This is a genomic window from Variovorax brevis (assembly GCF_030317105.1).
Lineage (GTDB): Bacteria > Pseudomonadota > Gammaproteobacteria > Burkholderiales > Burkholderiaceae_C > Variovorax > Variovorax brevis.
The window spans coordinates 414289-430990 of the sequence record NZ_JASZYG010000003.1 but is presented as its reverse complement, the minus strand read 5'-3'; the positions used below and the strand labels follow the sequence as shown (position 1 = coordinate 430990).

The following is a 16702-nucleotide window of genomic DNA, read 5'->3' as shown; positions in this document are numbered from 1 at the left end:
GCGCTTGCGCCACTTCAACCTGCCAGGTGTGCGTGTCGCTGACCGGCCTCCAGCTTGCCCATGACCAGTTCGGCGATCGACCAGACCTTGTTCCTGCAATGGAGCGTTTCAGTGCTGTCGAAGCTGTCGTTTTCAAACAGCTTGTTGCTGGGGCAGCCGCCCTTGCAGACATCGAAGTAGTCGCAGTTCGCCTCGCACCGTTCGACACCCCGGAGGATGTCCTGGTAAGCGCGACGAAAGTGCGGATGGTCAACGACGTCGCGGATCAATCCGTCGTGGACATTGCCGAAAGCGAAGCTGCCATATCGCAGGTGCGTATGGCCCAGCAATTCCGGCGAAAAGGTCGAGAAGTCGCCATTCCAGCCGATCGTGAGGTTGACGAAGGGAATGGTGTGGCTGTTCTTGCGTGGCCGCGGGTTGCTGATGGCGTCTTCCATTTCAGAGAACTCGCGCAGCAATATCACGCCATCGCGCTCGCATCGGCTGTAGAGCCGGTCCATGAAACGCATGAAGCGATCGCCGTAGCCATTGGCGGTCATCGAAGACCGGGTGTTCGCGCCTTCGAGTTCGTCGATGTTGAGCGCGACCGCAGTCATCTCGTTCGCAAGGAAGAACTCGTACATGTCGTCCGCGTGGTCGAGGGACGCATCGGTGACCACGCAGATCACGTTGAAGGGAATGCTTCGGGACTTCAGGTGGCCGACGCCTTTCATCGCGGCCGCGTGCGTGGGCCGGTCGTTGCGTGTCCTGCGGAACTTGTCGTGCAGGAAAGCGGGGCCATCGATGCTGACGCCGACGGCGATGTCCAGCGATTGAAAGACGTCGCAGTATTGCGGCGTGATGAGCATGGCGTTCGTCTGGAGCGAGTGCCGCACGCTGACGCCCACGTCGTTCAGCGCATTGAAGCGCGGCACCATGTCTTCATAGAACGCAGGGCCGAGCACCAGCGGCTCGCCCGCGTGCCAGTTGATCAGCAGATCGCCTTTCACCAGGTCGCTGGCGATGAGGTTGGAGACGATGGCGTCAGCCGTGGCCGGTGACATGCGCACCGGGCTCGTTCGGTCGGGCAGGTAGCAGTATTTGCAATCGATGTTGCAGAACGGCGTGCCCTGCAGCACGAGCAGCCGCACGGGGCTGATCGAGACAGGCAGCGGTGAAATCACGAAGCGTCGCGGCGGGAGATTGCGTCGACTGGCTATTTCGGCGATTCGGGTTCGTGCTTCGGCTGCGGTACCGACGTGTTCGCGAAGCTGGCGAACTTGAAATAGTTGGGAAAGTTGTTCCAGTCGTCCATCGCCTCCCCCTGCGGTGGTGTGACAGCCCCTTCAACGGCCGCCGCCTGGGACTGCAACTGACGTCTGCGCTCGGCGAATGACTTGGTGTGGTCCATGGCGTTTCCAGCTTTCTTGTTTCAAGAAATGTGAGAACTATCGCATTAAAGTCGAGACAATCGTAAACATGAGTTGCCTGTGGCGCAAGTCCAAAGCGCATGCTCATCACGCAGCTTGGGTGCACATGGTCTGCCAGACGCCGAGAAACGGCAGGAGGGTACTCATGGATGATGAAGACGCGAAGGGCGTTCAAATATTGGCCCGACTCTCTGTTGACGGGCGAGCGAACGGGTTGCGTTCAATGCCCGCCAAGTCGTAGGTGCAATTGCGGCATATCTTCGTTTATCGAAATATCGACCATCAGTGATCGTACTTGAGAATTTCCGGATCTTTGGTCAATTCGACTTGCGGAAGGAAATTGCCAGTATCGCATTCGGAGTTTCGTTGCGTTTTGAGAGATGCAGTTTTGACTCTTCAATTGAGCTTGCCGGCGCAACGGTACGCAGTCTTGAGTTTCTGAAGTGCAAGTTGTCTGCCCTCAACGCCAGATTAATTCGAATTTCAGATGATCTGATGCTGTCTGAGATTGGTCTAATGAACGAAGGGCACCCGCTCGCAAGCAACCCGGTTGACCTCCGTGGCTCCCGAATTTCGGGATCCGTCCTAATAGAAAATGGCTGCCATTTTCGCGGACACAGCGAAAGTACAAAACAAGAAGGTGCGACTCTTGATTTGACAGGAAGCAGCATAGAAGGGGATTTCCGGATAGTTGAATTCTCCGGGACGCACCGCATTTGCAATGGGGTAAGTTTGCAAGATGCTCTGGTGAATGGAAGTGTTGAAGTTCGATCTGCCGTCATTGGAATTAATGATCCAGGCAAATATGCCTTTGATCTTTCCGGGGCAAATATCAAACATGCGATAACCCTCTGGAATTCTGATTTTGGCGGCCAAATAAAAATGAGCTACTCGCATGTGGGTACGTTCGTGAGCTTGAATCGAATTGTGGTCAAACTGGCCCTGGCAGAGGACCGGATAAAGTTCCCGGCAATTGATTGCTCAGTAATGACTGTCGAAGGCGATTTTCGTGTTTGGGGAAATTGTGAATTTGATGGACAGATCGTTTTGCGAGGAATGCGTATCGCCGAAACACTTAGAGTCGCGGAAGCCTCGATCGAAATGCCGACGTTCGAACGGCGAGACGATGTCCTTTACGCGCTGGACGCTACTGAAATTGAGGTCGGTGGGAAAATGATGATCGCGCCACAAGACGAAAAGCAAAAGCATTTGCCATACATTTTGGGAGGAGTTCGACTGGATGGCGCCAAAATTGCTGGCGATCTGATCGTTGGGCAGGTGCATATGGGTGATTCAAGTGAGATTACGCTCCTGAAACTCCCTCTCCTCTCAATGCGGCGCATTCGTGTGGAGGGTAGTCTCCAAATGAAGCAGGTGATTTGCGACGGCCCCACCGTGATCGATTTGACTTGCTCGAAGGCTGCTATATTGGGAGGCAACCTTTCAGATGGTTGGGGAGGGGCGTCATCGCAACTGCGCCTTGATGGCTTTAAGTATGAAGCCATCGATGCAATGAAAGCTCTTGCTGGCGATGAGGCAATCGAAGCGGTTGACGGAATTGCCTGGCTTGCCCAGCAACGCAAGGGAGTGCAGTTTAATGGGAAGGGTGCCTTGGACGAAAAAAGCCTTGGCGGGTGGTGGCAGCGACGCTCAAACCGGAAAAAGTCGTGGATTGATGTCAGTTTTGATCCATTTCAGCATATGGCCAGGGCATTTTCCGTGAGCGGAGATCTCGACGGCGCCAGGAAAATCCTGATGTCTGGAATAAGCTTCGAACGTCGCAGGCCGAAAGTTCGTCGCTGGTGGTACCTTCCGTTTGTTCCGTTCGAATTTGTTCTATCGCAATGCTATTGCGTAATGTTCGGCTATGGGTACAGCGCGCGAAAGGCGATATTTACCTTGCTGGTTTATTGGCTTGCAGGGGCCGCGTTTGTATGTTATGGAAATGTTGCGGGCGGCGTGTTCGCGTTGGAAACAACTTCAATCTCGGGAAATGCAATACTTCCGACAGGCGGTGTCAATTTTTACGTCCGCCCCAATGTCGACCAGAAAGCGCCATTAACCGGCTTGTCTGCCTTGGCTTTAGGTAGCCCGAATCTAGATGATCCGGATTGCGGTGATCAAATTGATCCATTGATCTACGCGTTGGACGTGATGGTGCCGTTGTTGGATCTTCGCCAAGAGTCGAAGTGTTCGGTCCGCTCGAGGTATGTCGGGTGGGCTTGGGGTAAGGCGATCTATGCGGCTTTTGGGGCACTCCTGACCTCACTTGCGATCCTGACCGTTTCTGGAGTTCTGCGTCGCGACCTGAAGCAGTGATGCGGCAGCGCTGTATTGATTCAATGAACGACGTCAGTCGCTGTCATCGCTGAATTCGGGGTCTGAGCCCGCGTCCTCATGCAACTCAATCATCCGCCGTAGCGTCTCCTTCAACACCTCCGCGCTCTTCAACCCAAAGGGCTCCAGCACACGATGTTCGTGCTCGCGCGCCAGATCCATCAGTTGCTTGACGGTGCGCTCGCCAACGTCGGTGATGCGCACCAGCGTGATGCGCCGGTCACTGTCGTGGGGCAGGCGCTCGACGTGGCCCTTGGCCGTCATGCGGTCGAGCATGCGCGTGACCGTCGGCTGCTTCATGACCGCCACCTGCGCGAGGCGGCCGATGCTGATGGCGTCGCCGCCGGCGAGCGTCGCCATCACGCGCCATTCGGACACCGAGAACCCGTGGTCCCGCGCGACCTTGTGGAACTCCGAGGAGATCAGGTGGCTGGCCTGCGCCAGCAGGGCGGGCAGGTAGTCATCGACAAAACGCCGGGGCGCGTGCGCCTGCGCCGCAGAGCCGCTGCGCTGGGCTCGTGCAGGCACGTTGCTTGCTTGTCTAGGGTTATTCATGATTGTGGATATGTTCAGTTCTAAAGAATATACTGACTTCGAACGATTTGGTTCGAGGGTTTTCAAGGAGCACCATGGCTGAGCGGTCCTTTGTAGAGGAAGTCAAAAAGCTGAGGCTCGGCGCTGGCGATGTTTTCGCGGGTGAAGGCATTCTTGCCGTTACCAAGGGTTTGCTGGAGTCGGGCGTGGCCTACGTGGCCGGTTATCAGGGTTCGCCCATCTCGCACCTGATGGACGTGCTTGCGGACGCGCAGGACATCCTGTCCGAACAGGGCATTCGTTTCGAGAACAGCGCGAGCGAGGCGACGGCGGCGGCGACGCTGGCGGCGTCGGTCAACTATCCGCTGCGTGGCGCCGTGACGTTCAAGGCGACGGTGGGCACCAATGTGGCTTCCGATGCGCTGGCCAACCTGGCCTCGGGCGGCGTGACCGGCGGTGCGCTCATCATCGTGGGCGAGGACTACGGCGAAGGCTCTTCCATCATGCAGGAGCGCAGCCACGCGTTCGCGATGAAGTCGCAGATGTGGCTGCTGGACCCGCGGCCCAACCTGCCTTCCATCGTCGATGCAGTGAAGCAGGGCTTCGACCTGTCGGAAGCCAGCAGCACGCCGGTGATGCTGCAGCTTCGCATCCGTGCATGCCACGTGCACGGGCAATTCGTCGCATCGGACAACGTGCCGCCCAAGTTCACGCTGAAGGACGCGCTCGAAACGCCGCAGCGCGACGTCAGCCGCATCGTGCTGCCGCCGGCGAGCTTCGTGCACGAGCAGGAAAAGGTGAAGGACCGCTGGCCCGCGGCCGTGCGCTTCATCGAGGAGCGCAAGCTCAACGAATTCTTCAACGATGGCGCCGACGACATCGGCGTGATCGTGCAGGGCGGCAGCTACAACACGATGATGCGCGCGCTGGAGCGACTGGGCCTGGCCGACGTGTACGGCAACTCGAAAGTGCCGCTCTACGTCATGAACGTGGCCTACCCAGTGATCGACAGCGAAGTGCTGCGCTTTTGCGAAGGCAAGCGCGCGGTGCTGCTGGTGGAAGAGGGGCAGCCCAATTTCATCGAACAGAACATCGCGACCATCCTGCGGCAAGCAGGCGTCAGCGCGGCCCTGCATGGCAAGGACATGCTGCCGGTCGCGGGCGAGTACACCGCCGCTGTGTTGCTGAAGGGCGCACGCGAATTCTTCGAGCGCTATGAACGCATCGCGCCGCTGCCGGTGCCCGCGCCTGTGCGCAAGGTCATCCCGCTGACGGTCGTCGCCGACATTGGCGTCGATGGTGCGCCGGAGCCTTCGCGTCCCTTGGAGGAAAGCGTCCACGCGCGGCCGCCGGGCTTCTGCACGGGTTGCCCGGAGCGGCCGATTTTCAGCGCGATGAAACTTGTCGAGCGCGAATTGGGTCCGCACCACATCAGCGCCGACATCGGCTGTCACCTGTTCTCCATCCTGCCGCCGTTCCATCTCGGCAACACGACGATGGGTTACGGCCTGGGCACGGCGGGTGCGGCAGCGCTCAACGTGCCGGCCGGCAAGCGTGCCATCTCGATGATGGGCGACGGCGGCTTCTGGCACAACGGTTTGACCAGCGGCATCGCCAACGCGGTGTTCAACCGCAGCGACAACCTGACCATCGTCGTCGACAACAACTACACCTCGGCGACAGGCGGGCAGGACATCCTGTCGTCGAAGGCGAACAACCCGACGCGCAGCACCGGTCATGAGATCGAGCAGGCCGTGCGCGGCGTGGGCGTAAAGTGGGTCAAGACGATGCGCCGAACCTACGACGTGGCCGGCATGCGCGACGTGCTGCGCGAAGCGCTCACGACGAAGCAGAAGGGCCCGAAGGTGCTCATCGCGCAGTCGGAATGCATGCTCAACAAGCAGCGCCGCGAGAAGCCGCTGGTGCGCAAGGCCGTGGCGGAAGGCAAGCGGGTGGTGCGCGAGAAGTTCGGCATCGACCCGGACACCTGCACGGGCGACCATTCGTGCATCCGGCTGTCGGGTTGCCCGTCGCTGTCGATCAAGCCGAACCCCGATCCGCTGCGCACCGACCCGATCGCGACCGTGCTCGACAGCTGCGTCGGCTGCGGCAACTGCGGCGACGTGTCCCATGCCGCGGTGCTGTGCCCGTCGTTCTACAAAGCGCAGGTCGTGAGCAATCCGACGTCCTTCGACCGTTTGCTGCAACGCGTGCGTTCCGCCGTCATCGGCTGGATGCAGCGCGGTGACGCCAAGCGCCGCGAGCGCTTCGCTTTCTGAGATTTCATGAACGCTACACAACCTATCAAGATTGCCATCCTCGCCATGGGCGGCGAGGGCGGCGGCGTGCTGGCCGACTGGATCGTCGATCTCGGCGAACACAACGGCTACATCGCGCAGACCACTTCGGTGCCGGGCGTTGCGCAGCGCACTGGCGCCACGATCTACTACGTCGAGCTGTACCCCGAGGCGCGTGCCAGGGCGGATGGCGGCAAGCCGGTGCTGGCGTTGATGCCGCTGCCGGGCGACGTCGACGTCGTGCTCGCCTCTGAACTGATGGAAGCCGGCCGTGCGGTGCAGCGCGGGCTGGTCACGCAGGACCGCACGACGCTTCTTGCTTCGACGCATCGCGTGTATTCGATCGCCGAGAAGTCGGCGATGGGCGATGGCCGTGTCGACAGCACGCAACTCATCGACCACGCGCAGAAAGCGGCCAAGCGCTTCATTCGCCATGACATGGCGAAGGCGGCGGAAGAGGCTGGCAGCGTGATCAGCGCTGTGCTCTTTGGCGCGCTGGCTGGCTCGGGCGTGCTGCCCTTCAGCCGCGCGCAGTTCGAAGCCACGGTGGAGCGCGGCGGTGTGGGCGTCAAGCCAAGCCTGAAGGCCTTTGGTGGTGCGTTCGATCGCGTGCAGTCGGGGTCGGAGCAGGACGCGCCTGCGATGCCATTGCCCGCACGCGCTGCCCCGGCGCCGAAGCATCCGCAGGTGCGCGCACTGGTCGAGCGCGTGCAGCGTGAGTTTCCTGAAACCGCGCATTTCCTGCTGCTGGAAGGCGTGCGCCGGCTGATCGACTATCAGGACATCGCCTATGCCGGCACCTATCTCGACCGCATGGCCAAGATCCACGCGCTGCCCTTGAACGACGGCGGCCGGCTCGCTGAAAGCACCGCGCGCCATCTCGCGCTATGGATGTCCTACGAAGACACCGCACGCGTCGCCGCATTGAAGACCCGCGCCACCCGCTTCGATCGCGTGCGCGACGAATCCGGCGTGAAGTCGGATCAGCTCGTGGCCATCAACGAATACATGCATCCGCGCCTGCAGGAAATCTGCGAGACCTTGCCTGGTGGCATCGGCCGCTGGTTGATGAACTCGGGCGCGCCGCGCCGGATTGTCGAGCGCATGACGCAAAAGGGTCGTGTGATCAAGACCAGTTCGGTGCACGGATTCCTCCTGCTGCGCTGCGTGGCGGCTGCTGCGCGCTGGCGCCGATCCACCACGCGCTTCGCGCACGAGAACCAGTTGATTGAGCAGTGGCTGGACCGCATCGCGCTGACGGCCGCCATCAACCCGGCGCTGGCGCTGGAGATCGCCGAATGCCAGCGCCTCGTCAAGGGCTACAGCGACACCCACGAGCGCGGTTTGCGCAACTACGAACTGGTGATGGGCGCCGCCCAACGCGCCGGCAGCACGCTGGCCCCCGCCACCTTGCGCGAGCTGCGCGACGCTGCGCTTGCCGACGAACACGGCAACAAGCTGCGCGACGTGCTGGCCCGCTACGCACTCGCCTGATATTGAAGGGAGACAAGACCATGTCACATGAACCACTGCCCACGCTGACCCTGCGCGTTGCGGAAGCGCGTCAGCTCAACCCGCTGATCCGCATGTTCCGCCTGCGGGCCGACGATGGCGCCGCGTTGCCGGGCTTCACGGCCGGCGCCCACATCCGCGTGAAGGTCACGCTGCCGGACGGCAAGGAAGACTGGCGCCACTACTCGCTCATCAACCCTGCCGCGCAGCAGGGCGTGACCGACGCGCCCACCGAGTACGTGATCGCTGTTCGCATCGAAGACGATGGCCGTGGCGGCTCGCGCTTCATGCACCAGAGCCTGAAGGAAGGCGATGCGCTGACCATCGAGGTGCCGAAGAACGACTTTCCGCTTCACGAAGGTGCGGCCCGTGCCGTGCTGATCGCAGGCGGCATCGGCATCACGCCCATGATCAGCATGGCGGCCCAACGCAAGGCGCAAGGCCTGCCGGTCCGCATGCACTACGCCGGCCGCAGCCGCGAGCTGATGGCTTTCCTGCCTGAGCTGCAATCGCTGCTGGCCGACGATCTGATCGTGCACGCCGACGTCGAAGCCGGTGCGCCGCTGAACATCGAAGCCTTGCTCGACGGCTGCGCACCGCAGGATCAGCTCTACGTCTGCGGCCCGAAGGTCATGCTCGACGCCGTGCTCGCCGCCACGCAAAAGCGCGGCTGGACGCACGACCGCGTGCACTTCGAACTCTTCACCACGCCGGCGGTGGAAGAGGGCGACCATCCCTTCGAAGTCGTGCTCGCGATGTCGGGCAAGACCTTCACCGTGCCCGCCGACAAGACCATCCTCGACTGCATGATCGATGAAGGCTGCGACCCGATGTACGACTGCAAGCGCGGCGAGTGCGGCGTGTGCGCGACGCCGGTGATGGAAGGCGAGATCGACCACCGCGACTACGTGCTGATGGCCAGCGAGAAGGCGGCCGGCAATGTGATCCAGATCTGCATCTCGCGCGCAAAAGGTGCGCGCCTGGTGCTGGACGTCTAGGAATTCAGGAGACCCAAGAATGACAAGCTACCGCGGCAACCCCGAAGCGATCCGCGCGCTGGTGCAACCCGACCGCGTGCACCGCGACATCTACATCAACCCCGAACTGTTCGAGCTGGAGCAGGAACACTTCTTCGCGAACACCTGGAACTTCGTCGGCCACGACAGCCAGTTGCCCAAGCCGGGCGACTATCTCAACGTCGAGATTGCCGGACGCCCGCTGATCGTGGTGCGCCACACCGACAACTCGGTGCGCGTCATGATGAACCGCTGCGCGCACAAGGGTTCGCGGCTGGTGAGCGCACCTTGCGGCAACACCGGCAAGTTCTTCCGCTGCCCGTATCACGCGTGGACTTTCAAGACGGATGGCTCGCTGCTGTCGATTCCGTTGAAGAACGGCTACGAAGGCACGCAACTCAATGAGTGCGAATCGGCCAAGGGCCTGACGCAGGTGAAGAACGTGCGCCTGTACCGCGGCTTCATCTTCGTCAAGCTCAACGACGTCGGTCCGGACTTCGAGGAGTTCTTCGGCGACTCACTGAGTTCTATCGACAACATGGCCGACCGTTCGCCTGAAGGCGAACTCGAGATTGCCGGCGGCTGCCTGCGCTTCATGCACCAGTGCAACTGGAAGATGTTCATCGAGAACCTCAACGACACCATGCACCCCATGGTGGCGCACGAGTCCTCGGCCGGCACCGCCAAGACCATGTGGTCGGGCAAGCCGGCTGACGAACCCAAGCCCATGGCCATCGAACAGTTCGTGCCCTTCATGTCGGACTACAAGTTCTTCGAGGACATGGGCGTGCGCGTGTTCGACAATGGCCACAGCTTCTCGGGCGTGCACTACAGCATCCACAGCAAGTACTCGGCGATTCCGGAATACGACGCGGCCATGCAAGCGAAATACGGCCCGGAGCGCACGCAGCAGATCCTCGGACTGGCGCGGCACAACACGGTGTATTACCCCAACCTGACGATCAAGGGCGCGATCCAGTCGATTCGCGTGATCCGTCCGATCGCTGTCGACAAGACGTTGGTGGAAAGCTGGACCTTCCGGCTGAAGGGCGCGCCACCGGAACTGCTGCATCGCACGACGATGTACAACCGCTTGATCAACTCGCCGTTCTCCATCGTTGGCCATGACGACTTGCAGGCCTATCGCGGCATTCAGGCCGGCCTGCATGCGAGCGGCAACGAGTGGGTGAGCCTGCACCGCAACTTCGACGCGTCGGAAGTGGGTCAGAAGGACGTGACCACCATCGGCACCAGCGAGATCTCCATGCGCAACCAGTACCGCGCTTGGGAACGCCACATGACGTCGACGATGTAAGGGGCGACCGAGATGACCATCAACCGCCAGGACCTCATCGACTTCGTCGTGCACGAATGTCGCCTGCTCGACGGCAAGCGCTATGAAGAGTGGAACGCGCTCTTCACCGACGACGCCTTCTATTGGGTGCCGCTCGTTCCGGATCAGGAAGACGGCTTCCAGCACACCTCGCACATGTACGAGGACAAGCTGCTGCGCGAGCTGCGCATCGAGCGCCTGAAGAGCCCGCGCGCCTTCTCGCAGCAACCGCCGAGCCGCTGCCATCACCTGCTGCAAACGCCGACCGTCGAAAGCTTCGACGAGGAAGCGAACAAGTTCGTCGTGCGCACCGAGTTCCACTACACCGAGTCGCAAGGCGACGAGTTGCAGTTCTACGTCGGCAGCTTCTTCCATCACTTGACCTTGAGCGATGGCGCGCTGCGCATGACGCTCAAGCGCGTGAACCTTCTCAACTGCGACGCCGCATTGCCGGCCGTGCAGTTGTTCATTTGACCGACCCCATGCACGCCACTGTCTACGACGTCTTCCGCGCGACGGCTGTCCGCACGCCGGATGCGGATTTCCTGTTCACCGAGCCGGTCACGGCCGCTGCCTACGGGATTCCCGCGGGCGCCACGAGTTGGGGCCAGGCCGCAGCCGAAGTCGAGCGCCTGCGCAACGCCTACCAAGCCGCCGGCTGGGGCCACGGCCACCGCGTCGGCCTGCTGCTTGAAAACCGGCCCGCGTACTTCTTCCATTGGTTCGCGCTCAACGCACTGGGCGTGAGCGTGGTGCCCATCAATGCGGAAATGCGCTCGGCCGAACTGATCTACCTCATCGGCCACAGCGAGATGGGTCTGGCGGTCACGCTGCCGGCTCGCGCGACCGACCTGCGGACGGCGGCGACGGAAGCTGGCGTGGCCTTCAGCACGATGCCCCCTGACGGCGAAGTGCCCCGCGCGCGCACCCCCGCGCCGCGCGCTGGCGAACCCGTCGGCCTGAACACCGAATGCGGCCTGCTCTACACATCGGGCACCACGGGTCGTCCCAAGGGCTGCATCCTGACCAATGACTATTTCCTGCGCGCAGGCGAGTGGTACGCGTCGCTGGACGGCGTGTGCAGCATTCGCCCCGACACGGAGCGCGTCATCACGCCGCTGCCGCTGAACCACATGAACGCGATGGCGTTCTCCACCATGGTGGTGCTGGTGGCGGGCGGCTGTCTGGTGCAACTCGATCGCTTTCACCCCAAGAGCTGGCTGCAAAGCGCGCGCGAAAGCGGCGCCACCATTGCGCACTACCTTGGCGTGATGCCGGCGATGCTGCTCAGCGCGCCTGCCGCCGCGTCAGACCGCGAACATGCCATCCGCTGGGGCTTCGGCGCCGGCGTGGACCGCAAGAACCACGCGCCCTTCGAAGAGCGCTTTGCGTTCCCGCTGGTCGAGGCATGGGCCATGACCGAGACGGGTGCCGGAGCCTGCGTCATGGCCAATCGCGAGCCGCGTCTGGTGGGCAACAGTTGCTTCGGACGGCAGCCGGAATTCCTTGACCTGCGTCTGGTCGATGAAGAAGGCCGCGACGTGGTGGGCGATGCGCCGGGCGAACTGCTGGTGCGTTCGGCCGGCGACGATCCGCGCCGCTACTTCTTCTCCGGCTACCTCAAGGACGACAAGGCCACGCAAGAGGCATGGGCGGATGGCTGGTTCCACACCGGCGATCTGGTGCGCCGTGATGCCGATGGCAACTTCTTCTTCGTCGACCGCAAGAAGAACGTGATTCGCCGCAGCGGGGAGAACATCTCCGCGGTCGAAGTGGAGAGCGTGCTCAATCAGCATCCGGCCGTGAAGGCTTCCGCCGTCGCGGCCACGCCCGATGCGGTGCGCGGCGACGAGGTACTGGCCTGCATCGTGTTGCGGGAGGGCGTGGATGCATCGTCCGCCTCCACGATTGCCACGAGCATCGTCGATCACGCGCTGGCGCAGCTGGCCTACTACAAGGCGCCGGGTTACGTCGCCTTCGTCGACGCGTTGCCGTTGACGCCGTCGCAGAAGATCCAGCGCGGCCAGCTGCGTGAACTCGCGCATGCGCTGCCGGGCGAAGCCAACTGCATCGACACGCGCGCGATGAAGAAGAGGCAGGCATGAACCGCCCAGCCGCCTCTCAGCAGGCAAGCGCGGCAGCACGCATTGCCGAGGTGACGTCATGACCGCCCGGCGTCGCCTTTCCTACGAAGGCGTTGCGGTGGCCGTGCCGGTCACCGTGCCCTATGTTCGCTATTCCACGCGCACCGCGCACTGGTTCATCGGCCACGCCGTCGACGCGCTGGTCAAGTCCAGTGGCCTGAAGAAAGAGCAGATCGACGGCCTGTGCCTCAGCAGCTTTTCGCTGGTGCCCGACACAGCCGTTGGCGTTACGCAGCATCTGGGCCTGTCGCCGCGCTGGCTCGACCATGTGCCCACCGGCGGCGCATCCGGCGTGATGTGCCTGCGCCGCGCCGCACGTGCCGTTCAAGCGGGCGACGCCGACGTGGTGGCGTGTGTCGCAGCCGACACCAACCACGTCGATTCCTTCCGCCAGACGCTCGGCGCCTTCAGCAACTTCGCGCGCGACGCGACATACCCTTATGGCGCGGGCGGGCCCAACTCTGTCTTCGCCTTCATCACCGCGAACTACATGCGCACCTACGGCGCCAAGCGCGAGGACTTCGGCCGCATCGCCGTCGACCAGCGCACCAACGCGCTGGGCAATCCGCACGCCATGTTCAAGAAGCCGCTGACGCTGGACGAATACATGGCGGCGCGGCCAATCTCCGACCCGATCCACCTGTTCGACTGCGTGATGCCTTGCGCCGGTGCCGAAGCTTTCCTCGTGATGAGCGAGGAGCGCGCACGCGACCTCGGACTGCCACACGCCGTGATCCGTGGTGCCATCGAGCGTCACAACGCCTTCAGCGAAGACCCGGTGATGGTGCGCGGCGGCTGGCGCGTGGACCGCGCCGACCTTTACGCACAGGCAGGCGTGCGGCCCGACGAACTCGACTTCGTGCAAACCTATGACGACTACCCGGTGATCGTGATGATGCAGTTCGAAGACCTGGGCTTCTGCGAGAAAGGCGAGGCCTCGGCCTTCGTGCAATCGCACGGCATGACCTTTGAGGGCAGCTTTCCCAACAACACGAGTGGGGGGCAGTTGTCGGCGGGCCAAGCTGGCGCAGCGGGCGGCTTTCTCGGCATGACGGAGACGATCCGGCAACTCACCGATGCGGCCGGGCCGCGTGCCGTGAAGGATGCGCAACTGGGTCTCGTGGCCGGCTTCGGCATGGTGACCTACGACCGTTGCCTGTGTACCGGCGCTGTGATCTTGGGGAGACCAGCATGACCATGCCCTTGATGCGCCCCAAGCGCAAGAACCCCGTCCTGCGCACACGCCAGATGAACCTGCCGCCGTGGGCGCGCGGGCGCGTCGCGCTGGGCATCACGGCTGCTGCGGCAGAAGGCCGCTTCGAACTGCAGGAGTGCCAGGAATGCGGCACGGTGCAGTACCCGCCGCGCGAGGCGTGCCACAAGTGCCTGTCGGCTGCATTGCGTTGGCGCGAGCAGTCGGGCGAAGGCAACCTGCTCGCCACCACCACGCTGTACCACAGCAACGACATGTACTTCCGCGAACGACTGCCCTGGCGCCTCGGGCTGGTGCATCTGGACGCGGGCCCGACGCTGATGGTCCACATGCACGGCGAGGTCGGCGATGCGCCTTCACGCGTGCGCGTCGGCGCCCGGCTCGACCGGGCAGGACAAGCGGTATTGATTGGATTTCCGAACGAAGGGAGCGCCCATATGGCCGACGACAAGATGCTGCGTGAAATGACCAGCGACCCCAAATTCCGCAAGGTGCTGGTCACCGACGGCAAGACCGAGGTGGGCCAGTCCATCGTGCGCGCGCTGGTCAAGGCCGGCGCCGACATCGTGTGGGTCGGCCACGCCGAGCCATGGAAGAAGACGGGCGGCCTCGAAGACATCACCGCGCTGCCGCAGGTGACGCTGGTGCCGCTGGACCTGACCAACGGCCGCTCCGTCACCGAGCTGGCCGGTGAGATCGGCGGCAAGGTCGACATCGTCATCAACAACGCCGAGGTGCACCGCACCTTCGGCATCGGCGCGCGGCGCGGCACGGACGTGGCCAAGGCCGAGATGGACATCAACTACTTCGGCCTGCTGCGTCTTGCGCAAGAGTTCGGTCCTGCGCTGAAGGGCCGTTCCGCCGATGGCGCGACGGGCGCGACGGCGTGGGTCAATTTGCTGTCGGTCTACGCGCTGAGCAACTTCCCGCCGCATGGCACCTTCAGCGCATCGAAGGCAGCGGCGTTGTCATTGGCGCAATGCCTGCGCGCAGAAATGCGCCCTGCGGGCATTCGTGTGATCAATGTCTTCCCGGGCCCCATCGACGACGAATGGAACCAGCATGTTCCACCGCCGAAGCTGGCCGGCAGCGCACTGGCCAATGCCATCGTCAAGGCACTGCGCGATGGCGTCGAAGACGTGTATCCGGGCGACGTGGCACAAGAATGGCTAGAGCGTTGGCGTGACAACCCGAAGGTGCTTGAACGCGAACTGGCCGCTGGCGGCTGAACATGGCACACCCCCAGTCTTCGCGCACTTCGTGTCGCTCCGCTAACCCCCTTGCAGGGGGGCAACACCAGCGGCCCGGCAAAGCCGGTTCCGCAGTGTTCCTGAAAAAGAAGGAAATCAGTAAATGACAACAAGCACCCTCACATCCGCCGCCGAACTGCTCGGCGGTCTGGTGAGCGCCATGAGCACAGGCCGGATCCGCGTGGTCGACCTCACGCAGACGCTCACGCCCGAGTTCCCGCAGATCGCGCTGCCGCCCGAGATGGGTCAATGCTGGCCTTTCCGCATCGAAGAGGTCTCGCACTACGACGAACGCGGCCCGGGCTGGTACTGGAACAACTTCTCCTGCGGCGAGCACACCGGTACGCACTTCGATGCGCCCATTCACTGGATCTCCGGCAAGGACCTGCCGAACAACTCCGTCGACACCATTCCCGCGCAGCACTTCGTCGCGCCGGCCTGCGTCATCGACTGCTCGGAACAGGTGAAGGCCGATCACGACTACCTGATGACGGTCGAGGACATCGAGCGCTACGAAGCCGCGCACGGCCGCATCCCCAAGGGTGCGTGGGTATTGATGCGCACCGACTGGTCGCAGCGCCACGACCCCGAGGCGTACCAGAACTTCGACGAGACCGGACAGCACACGCCGGGCCCCAGCTCCGAAGCCGTGCGATTCCTGGTCGAGCAGCGCGACGTGCTCGGCTTCGGCTCCGAAGCAATCGGCACCGACGCAGGGCAGGGCTACCACCTTCGCCCGCCGTACCCCTGCCACTACTACATGCACGGCGCAGGCCGCTACGGCTTGCAGTGCCTGTGCAATCTCGACCAGTTGCCGCCGGCCGGCGCGGTGCTGATCTGCCCGCCGCTGAAGATCCAGAAGGGCAGCGGCAGCCCCTTGCGCGTTCTTGCCTTGGTGGAGGGTTGAACCATGACCATCCGTAAAGTTGCAGCTGTCACCGGCGGCAGCGCCGGCATCGGCAAGGCCATCTGCGAGGACCTGCTCGCCAAGGGCTACGAAGTCATCTCGCTGGCACGCCGCAAGAGCGACATCGAGCACGCGAAGATGCACAGCATCGAAGTCGACCTGATGGACCGCGAAGCCACGGCGCAAGCCGTGCGCCAGATGGTGCACCAGTTCGACGTGAACACCGTGGTGCACAACGCCGGCGTGATCCGCGCCGCGCTGCTCGCGGACGTGAAGCTCGACGACCTGGACGCACTGGTCGACCTGCACCTGGGCTGCGCGATTCAACTCGTGCAGGCGGCATTGCCAACGATGCGTGCCCAGAAGTTCGGTCGCATCGTGCTGTTGTCTTCACGCGCCGCCGTGGGCCTGGCCACGCGCACCAGCTATTCCGCCACCAAGGCCGGCATGCTGGGCATGGCGCGCACCTGGGCGCTGGAACTGGCGCCCGAGGGCATCACCGTCAACGTGGTCGCGCCGGGTCCGATTCGCACCGACATGTTCTACGACGTGGTCGACAAGGGCAGCGACAAGGAGCGCGCACTCGCCGCGTCGGTGCCCGTCAAGCGGCTGGGCGAATCGGCCGATGTGGCGCGCGCCGTCAGCTTCTTTGCGGACCCGGCGAACGGCTTCGTGACCGGGCAAGTGCTCTATGTGTGCGGCGGCACGAGCGTCGGCAGCCTGACGCTGTAGCGGCCAGCCGCATCGGCC

General features: G+C 62.9%; 14 protein-coding genes. 11 read left to right on the top strand and 3 right to left on the bottom strand.

The features are described 5' to 3' along the window. Positions 1-14: 14 nt before the first annotated feature. Both grrM and QTI66_RS10780 read right to left on the bottom strand, forming a co-directional pair. Positions 15-1163, bottom strand: coding sequence for a cyclophane-forming radical SAM/SPASM peptide maturase GrrM/OscB (grrM, locus tag QTI66_RS10785; RefSeq protein ID WP_286559502.1), 1149 nt, complete (start codon positions 1161-1163; stop codon positions 15-17). A 32-nt stretch (positions 1164-1195) separates the two neighbouring features. Continuing rightward, complete coding sequence (locus tag QTI66_RS10780) at positions 1196-1390, bottom strand: hypothetical protein (RefSeq protein ID WP_286559501.1); 195 nt, start codon at positions 1388-1390, stop codon at positions 1196-1198. Between the two features lie 304 nt (positions 1391-1694). Between QTI66_RS10780 and QTI66_RS10775 the strand changes: the two genes are divergently transcribed. Continuing rightward, positions 1695-3728 carry a hypothetical protein gene (locus QTI66_RS10775; protein ID WP_286559500.1) on the top strand — a complete coding sequence of 678 codons (2034 nt, stop codon included), beginning with the start codon at positions 1695-1697 and terminating at the stop codon, positions 3726-3728. 33 nt (positions 3729-3761) lie between these two features. Here the strand turns inward: QTI66_RS10775 and QTI66_RS10770 are convergent, their stop codons facing one another. Beyond that, positions 3762-4274 (bottom strand): MarR family winged helix-turn-helix transcriptional regulator, encoded by a 513-nt coding sequence (locus QTI66_RS10770; RefSeq protein WP_286559499.1) that lies wholly within the window; start codon positions 4272-4274, stop codon positions 3762-3764. A 101-nt stretch (positions 4275-4375) separates the two neighbouring features. Between QTI66_RS10770 and QTI66_RS10765 the strand changes: the two genes are divergently transcribed. The 10 genes from QTI66_RS10765 to QTI66_RS10720 all read left to right on the top strand — a co-directional run bounded on the left by QTI66_RS10765 (position 4376) and on the right by QTI66_RS10720 (position 16684). Further along, on the top strand, positions 4376-6559 hold the full coding sequence (locus QTI66_RS10765; protein ID WP_286559498.1) for a thiamine pyrophosphate-dependent enzyme: 2184 nt from the start codon (positions 4376-4378) through the stop codon (positions 6557-6559). 6 nt (positions 6560-6565) lie between these two features. After that, complete coding sequence (locus QTI66_RS10760) at positions 6566-8071, top strand: indolepyruvate oxidoreductase subunit beta family protein (RefSeq protein WP_286559497.1); 1506 nt, start codon at positions 6566-6568, stop codon at positions 8069-8071. Between the two features lie 20 nt (positions 8072-8091). Next, positions 8092-9087 (top strand): PDR/VanB family oxidoreductase, encoded by a 996-nt coding sequence (locus QTI66_RS10755; protein WP_286559496.1) that lies wholly within the window; start codon positions 8092-8094, stop codon positions 9085-9087. A gap of 19 nt (positions 9088-9106) precedes the next feature. Continuing rightward, positions 9107-10420, top strand: a complete 1314-nt coding sequence (locus tag QTI66_RS10750) for an aromatic ring-hydroxylating dioxygenase subunit alpha (protein ID WP_286559495.1) — start codon at positions 9107-9109, stop codon at positions 10418-10420. Positions 10421-10432: 12 nt separating this feature from the next. Further along, complete coding sequence (locus QTI66_RS10745) at positions 10433-10912, top strand: aromatic-ring-hydroxylating dioxygenase subunit beta (RefSeq protein ID WP_286559494.1); 480 nt, start codon at positions 10433-10435, stop codon at positions 10910-10912. 8 nt (positions 10913-10920) lie between these two features. Next, positions 10921-12543 carry an AMP-binding protein gene (locus tag QTI66_RS10740; RefSeq protein ID WP_286559493.1) on the top strand — a complete coding sequence of 541 codons (1623 nt, stop codon included), beginning with the start codon at positions 10921-10923 and terminating at the stop codon, positions 12541-12543. Positions 12544-12601: 58 nt separating this feature from the next. Beyond that, positions 12602-13777, top strand: coding sequence for a thiolase family protein (locus QTI66_RS10735; RefSeq protein ID WP_286559492.1), 1176 nt, complete (start codon positions 12602-12604; stop codon positions 13775-13777). Then, entirely contained in the window at positions 13774-15024 is a 1251-nt protein-coding gene (locus QTI66_RS10730) for an SDR family NAD(P)-dependent oxidoreductase (protein WP_286559491.1), read from the top strand. The genes QTI66_RS10735 and QTI66_RS10730 overlap by 4 nt, the downstream gene beginning before the upstream one ends. A 124-nt stretch (positions 15025-15148) precedes the next feature. Further along, complete coding sequence (locus QTI66_RS10725; RefSeq protein ID WP_286559490.1) at positions 15149-15952, top strand: cyclase family protein; 804 nt, start codon at positions 15149-15151, stop codon at positions 15950-15952. 3 nt (positions 15953-15955) lie between these two features. Further along, positions 15956-16684 (top strand): SDR family oxidoreductase, encoded by a 729-nt coding sequence (locus QTI66_RS10720; RefSeq protein WP_286559489.1) that lies wholly within the window; start codon positions 15956-15958, stop codon positions 16682-16684. Positions 16685-16702: the final 18 nt, after the last annotated feature.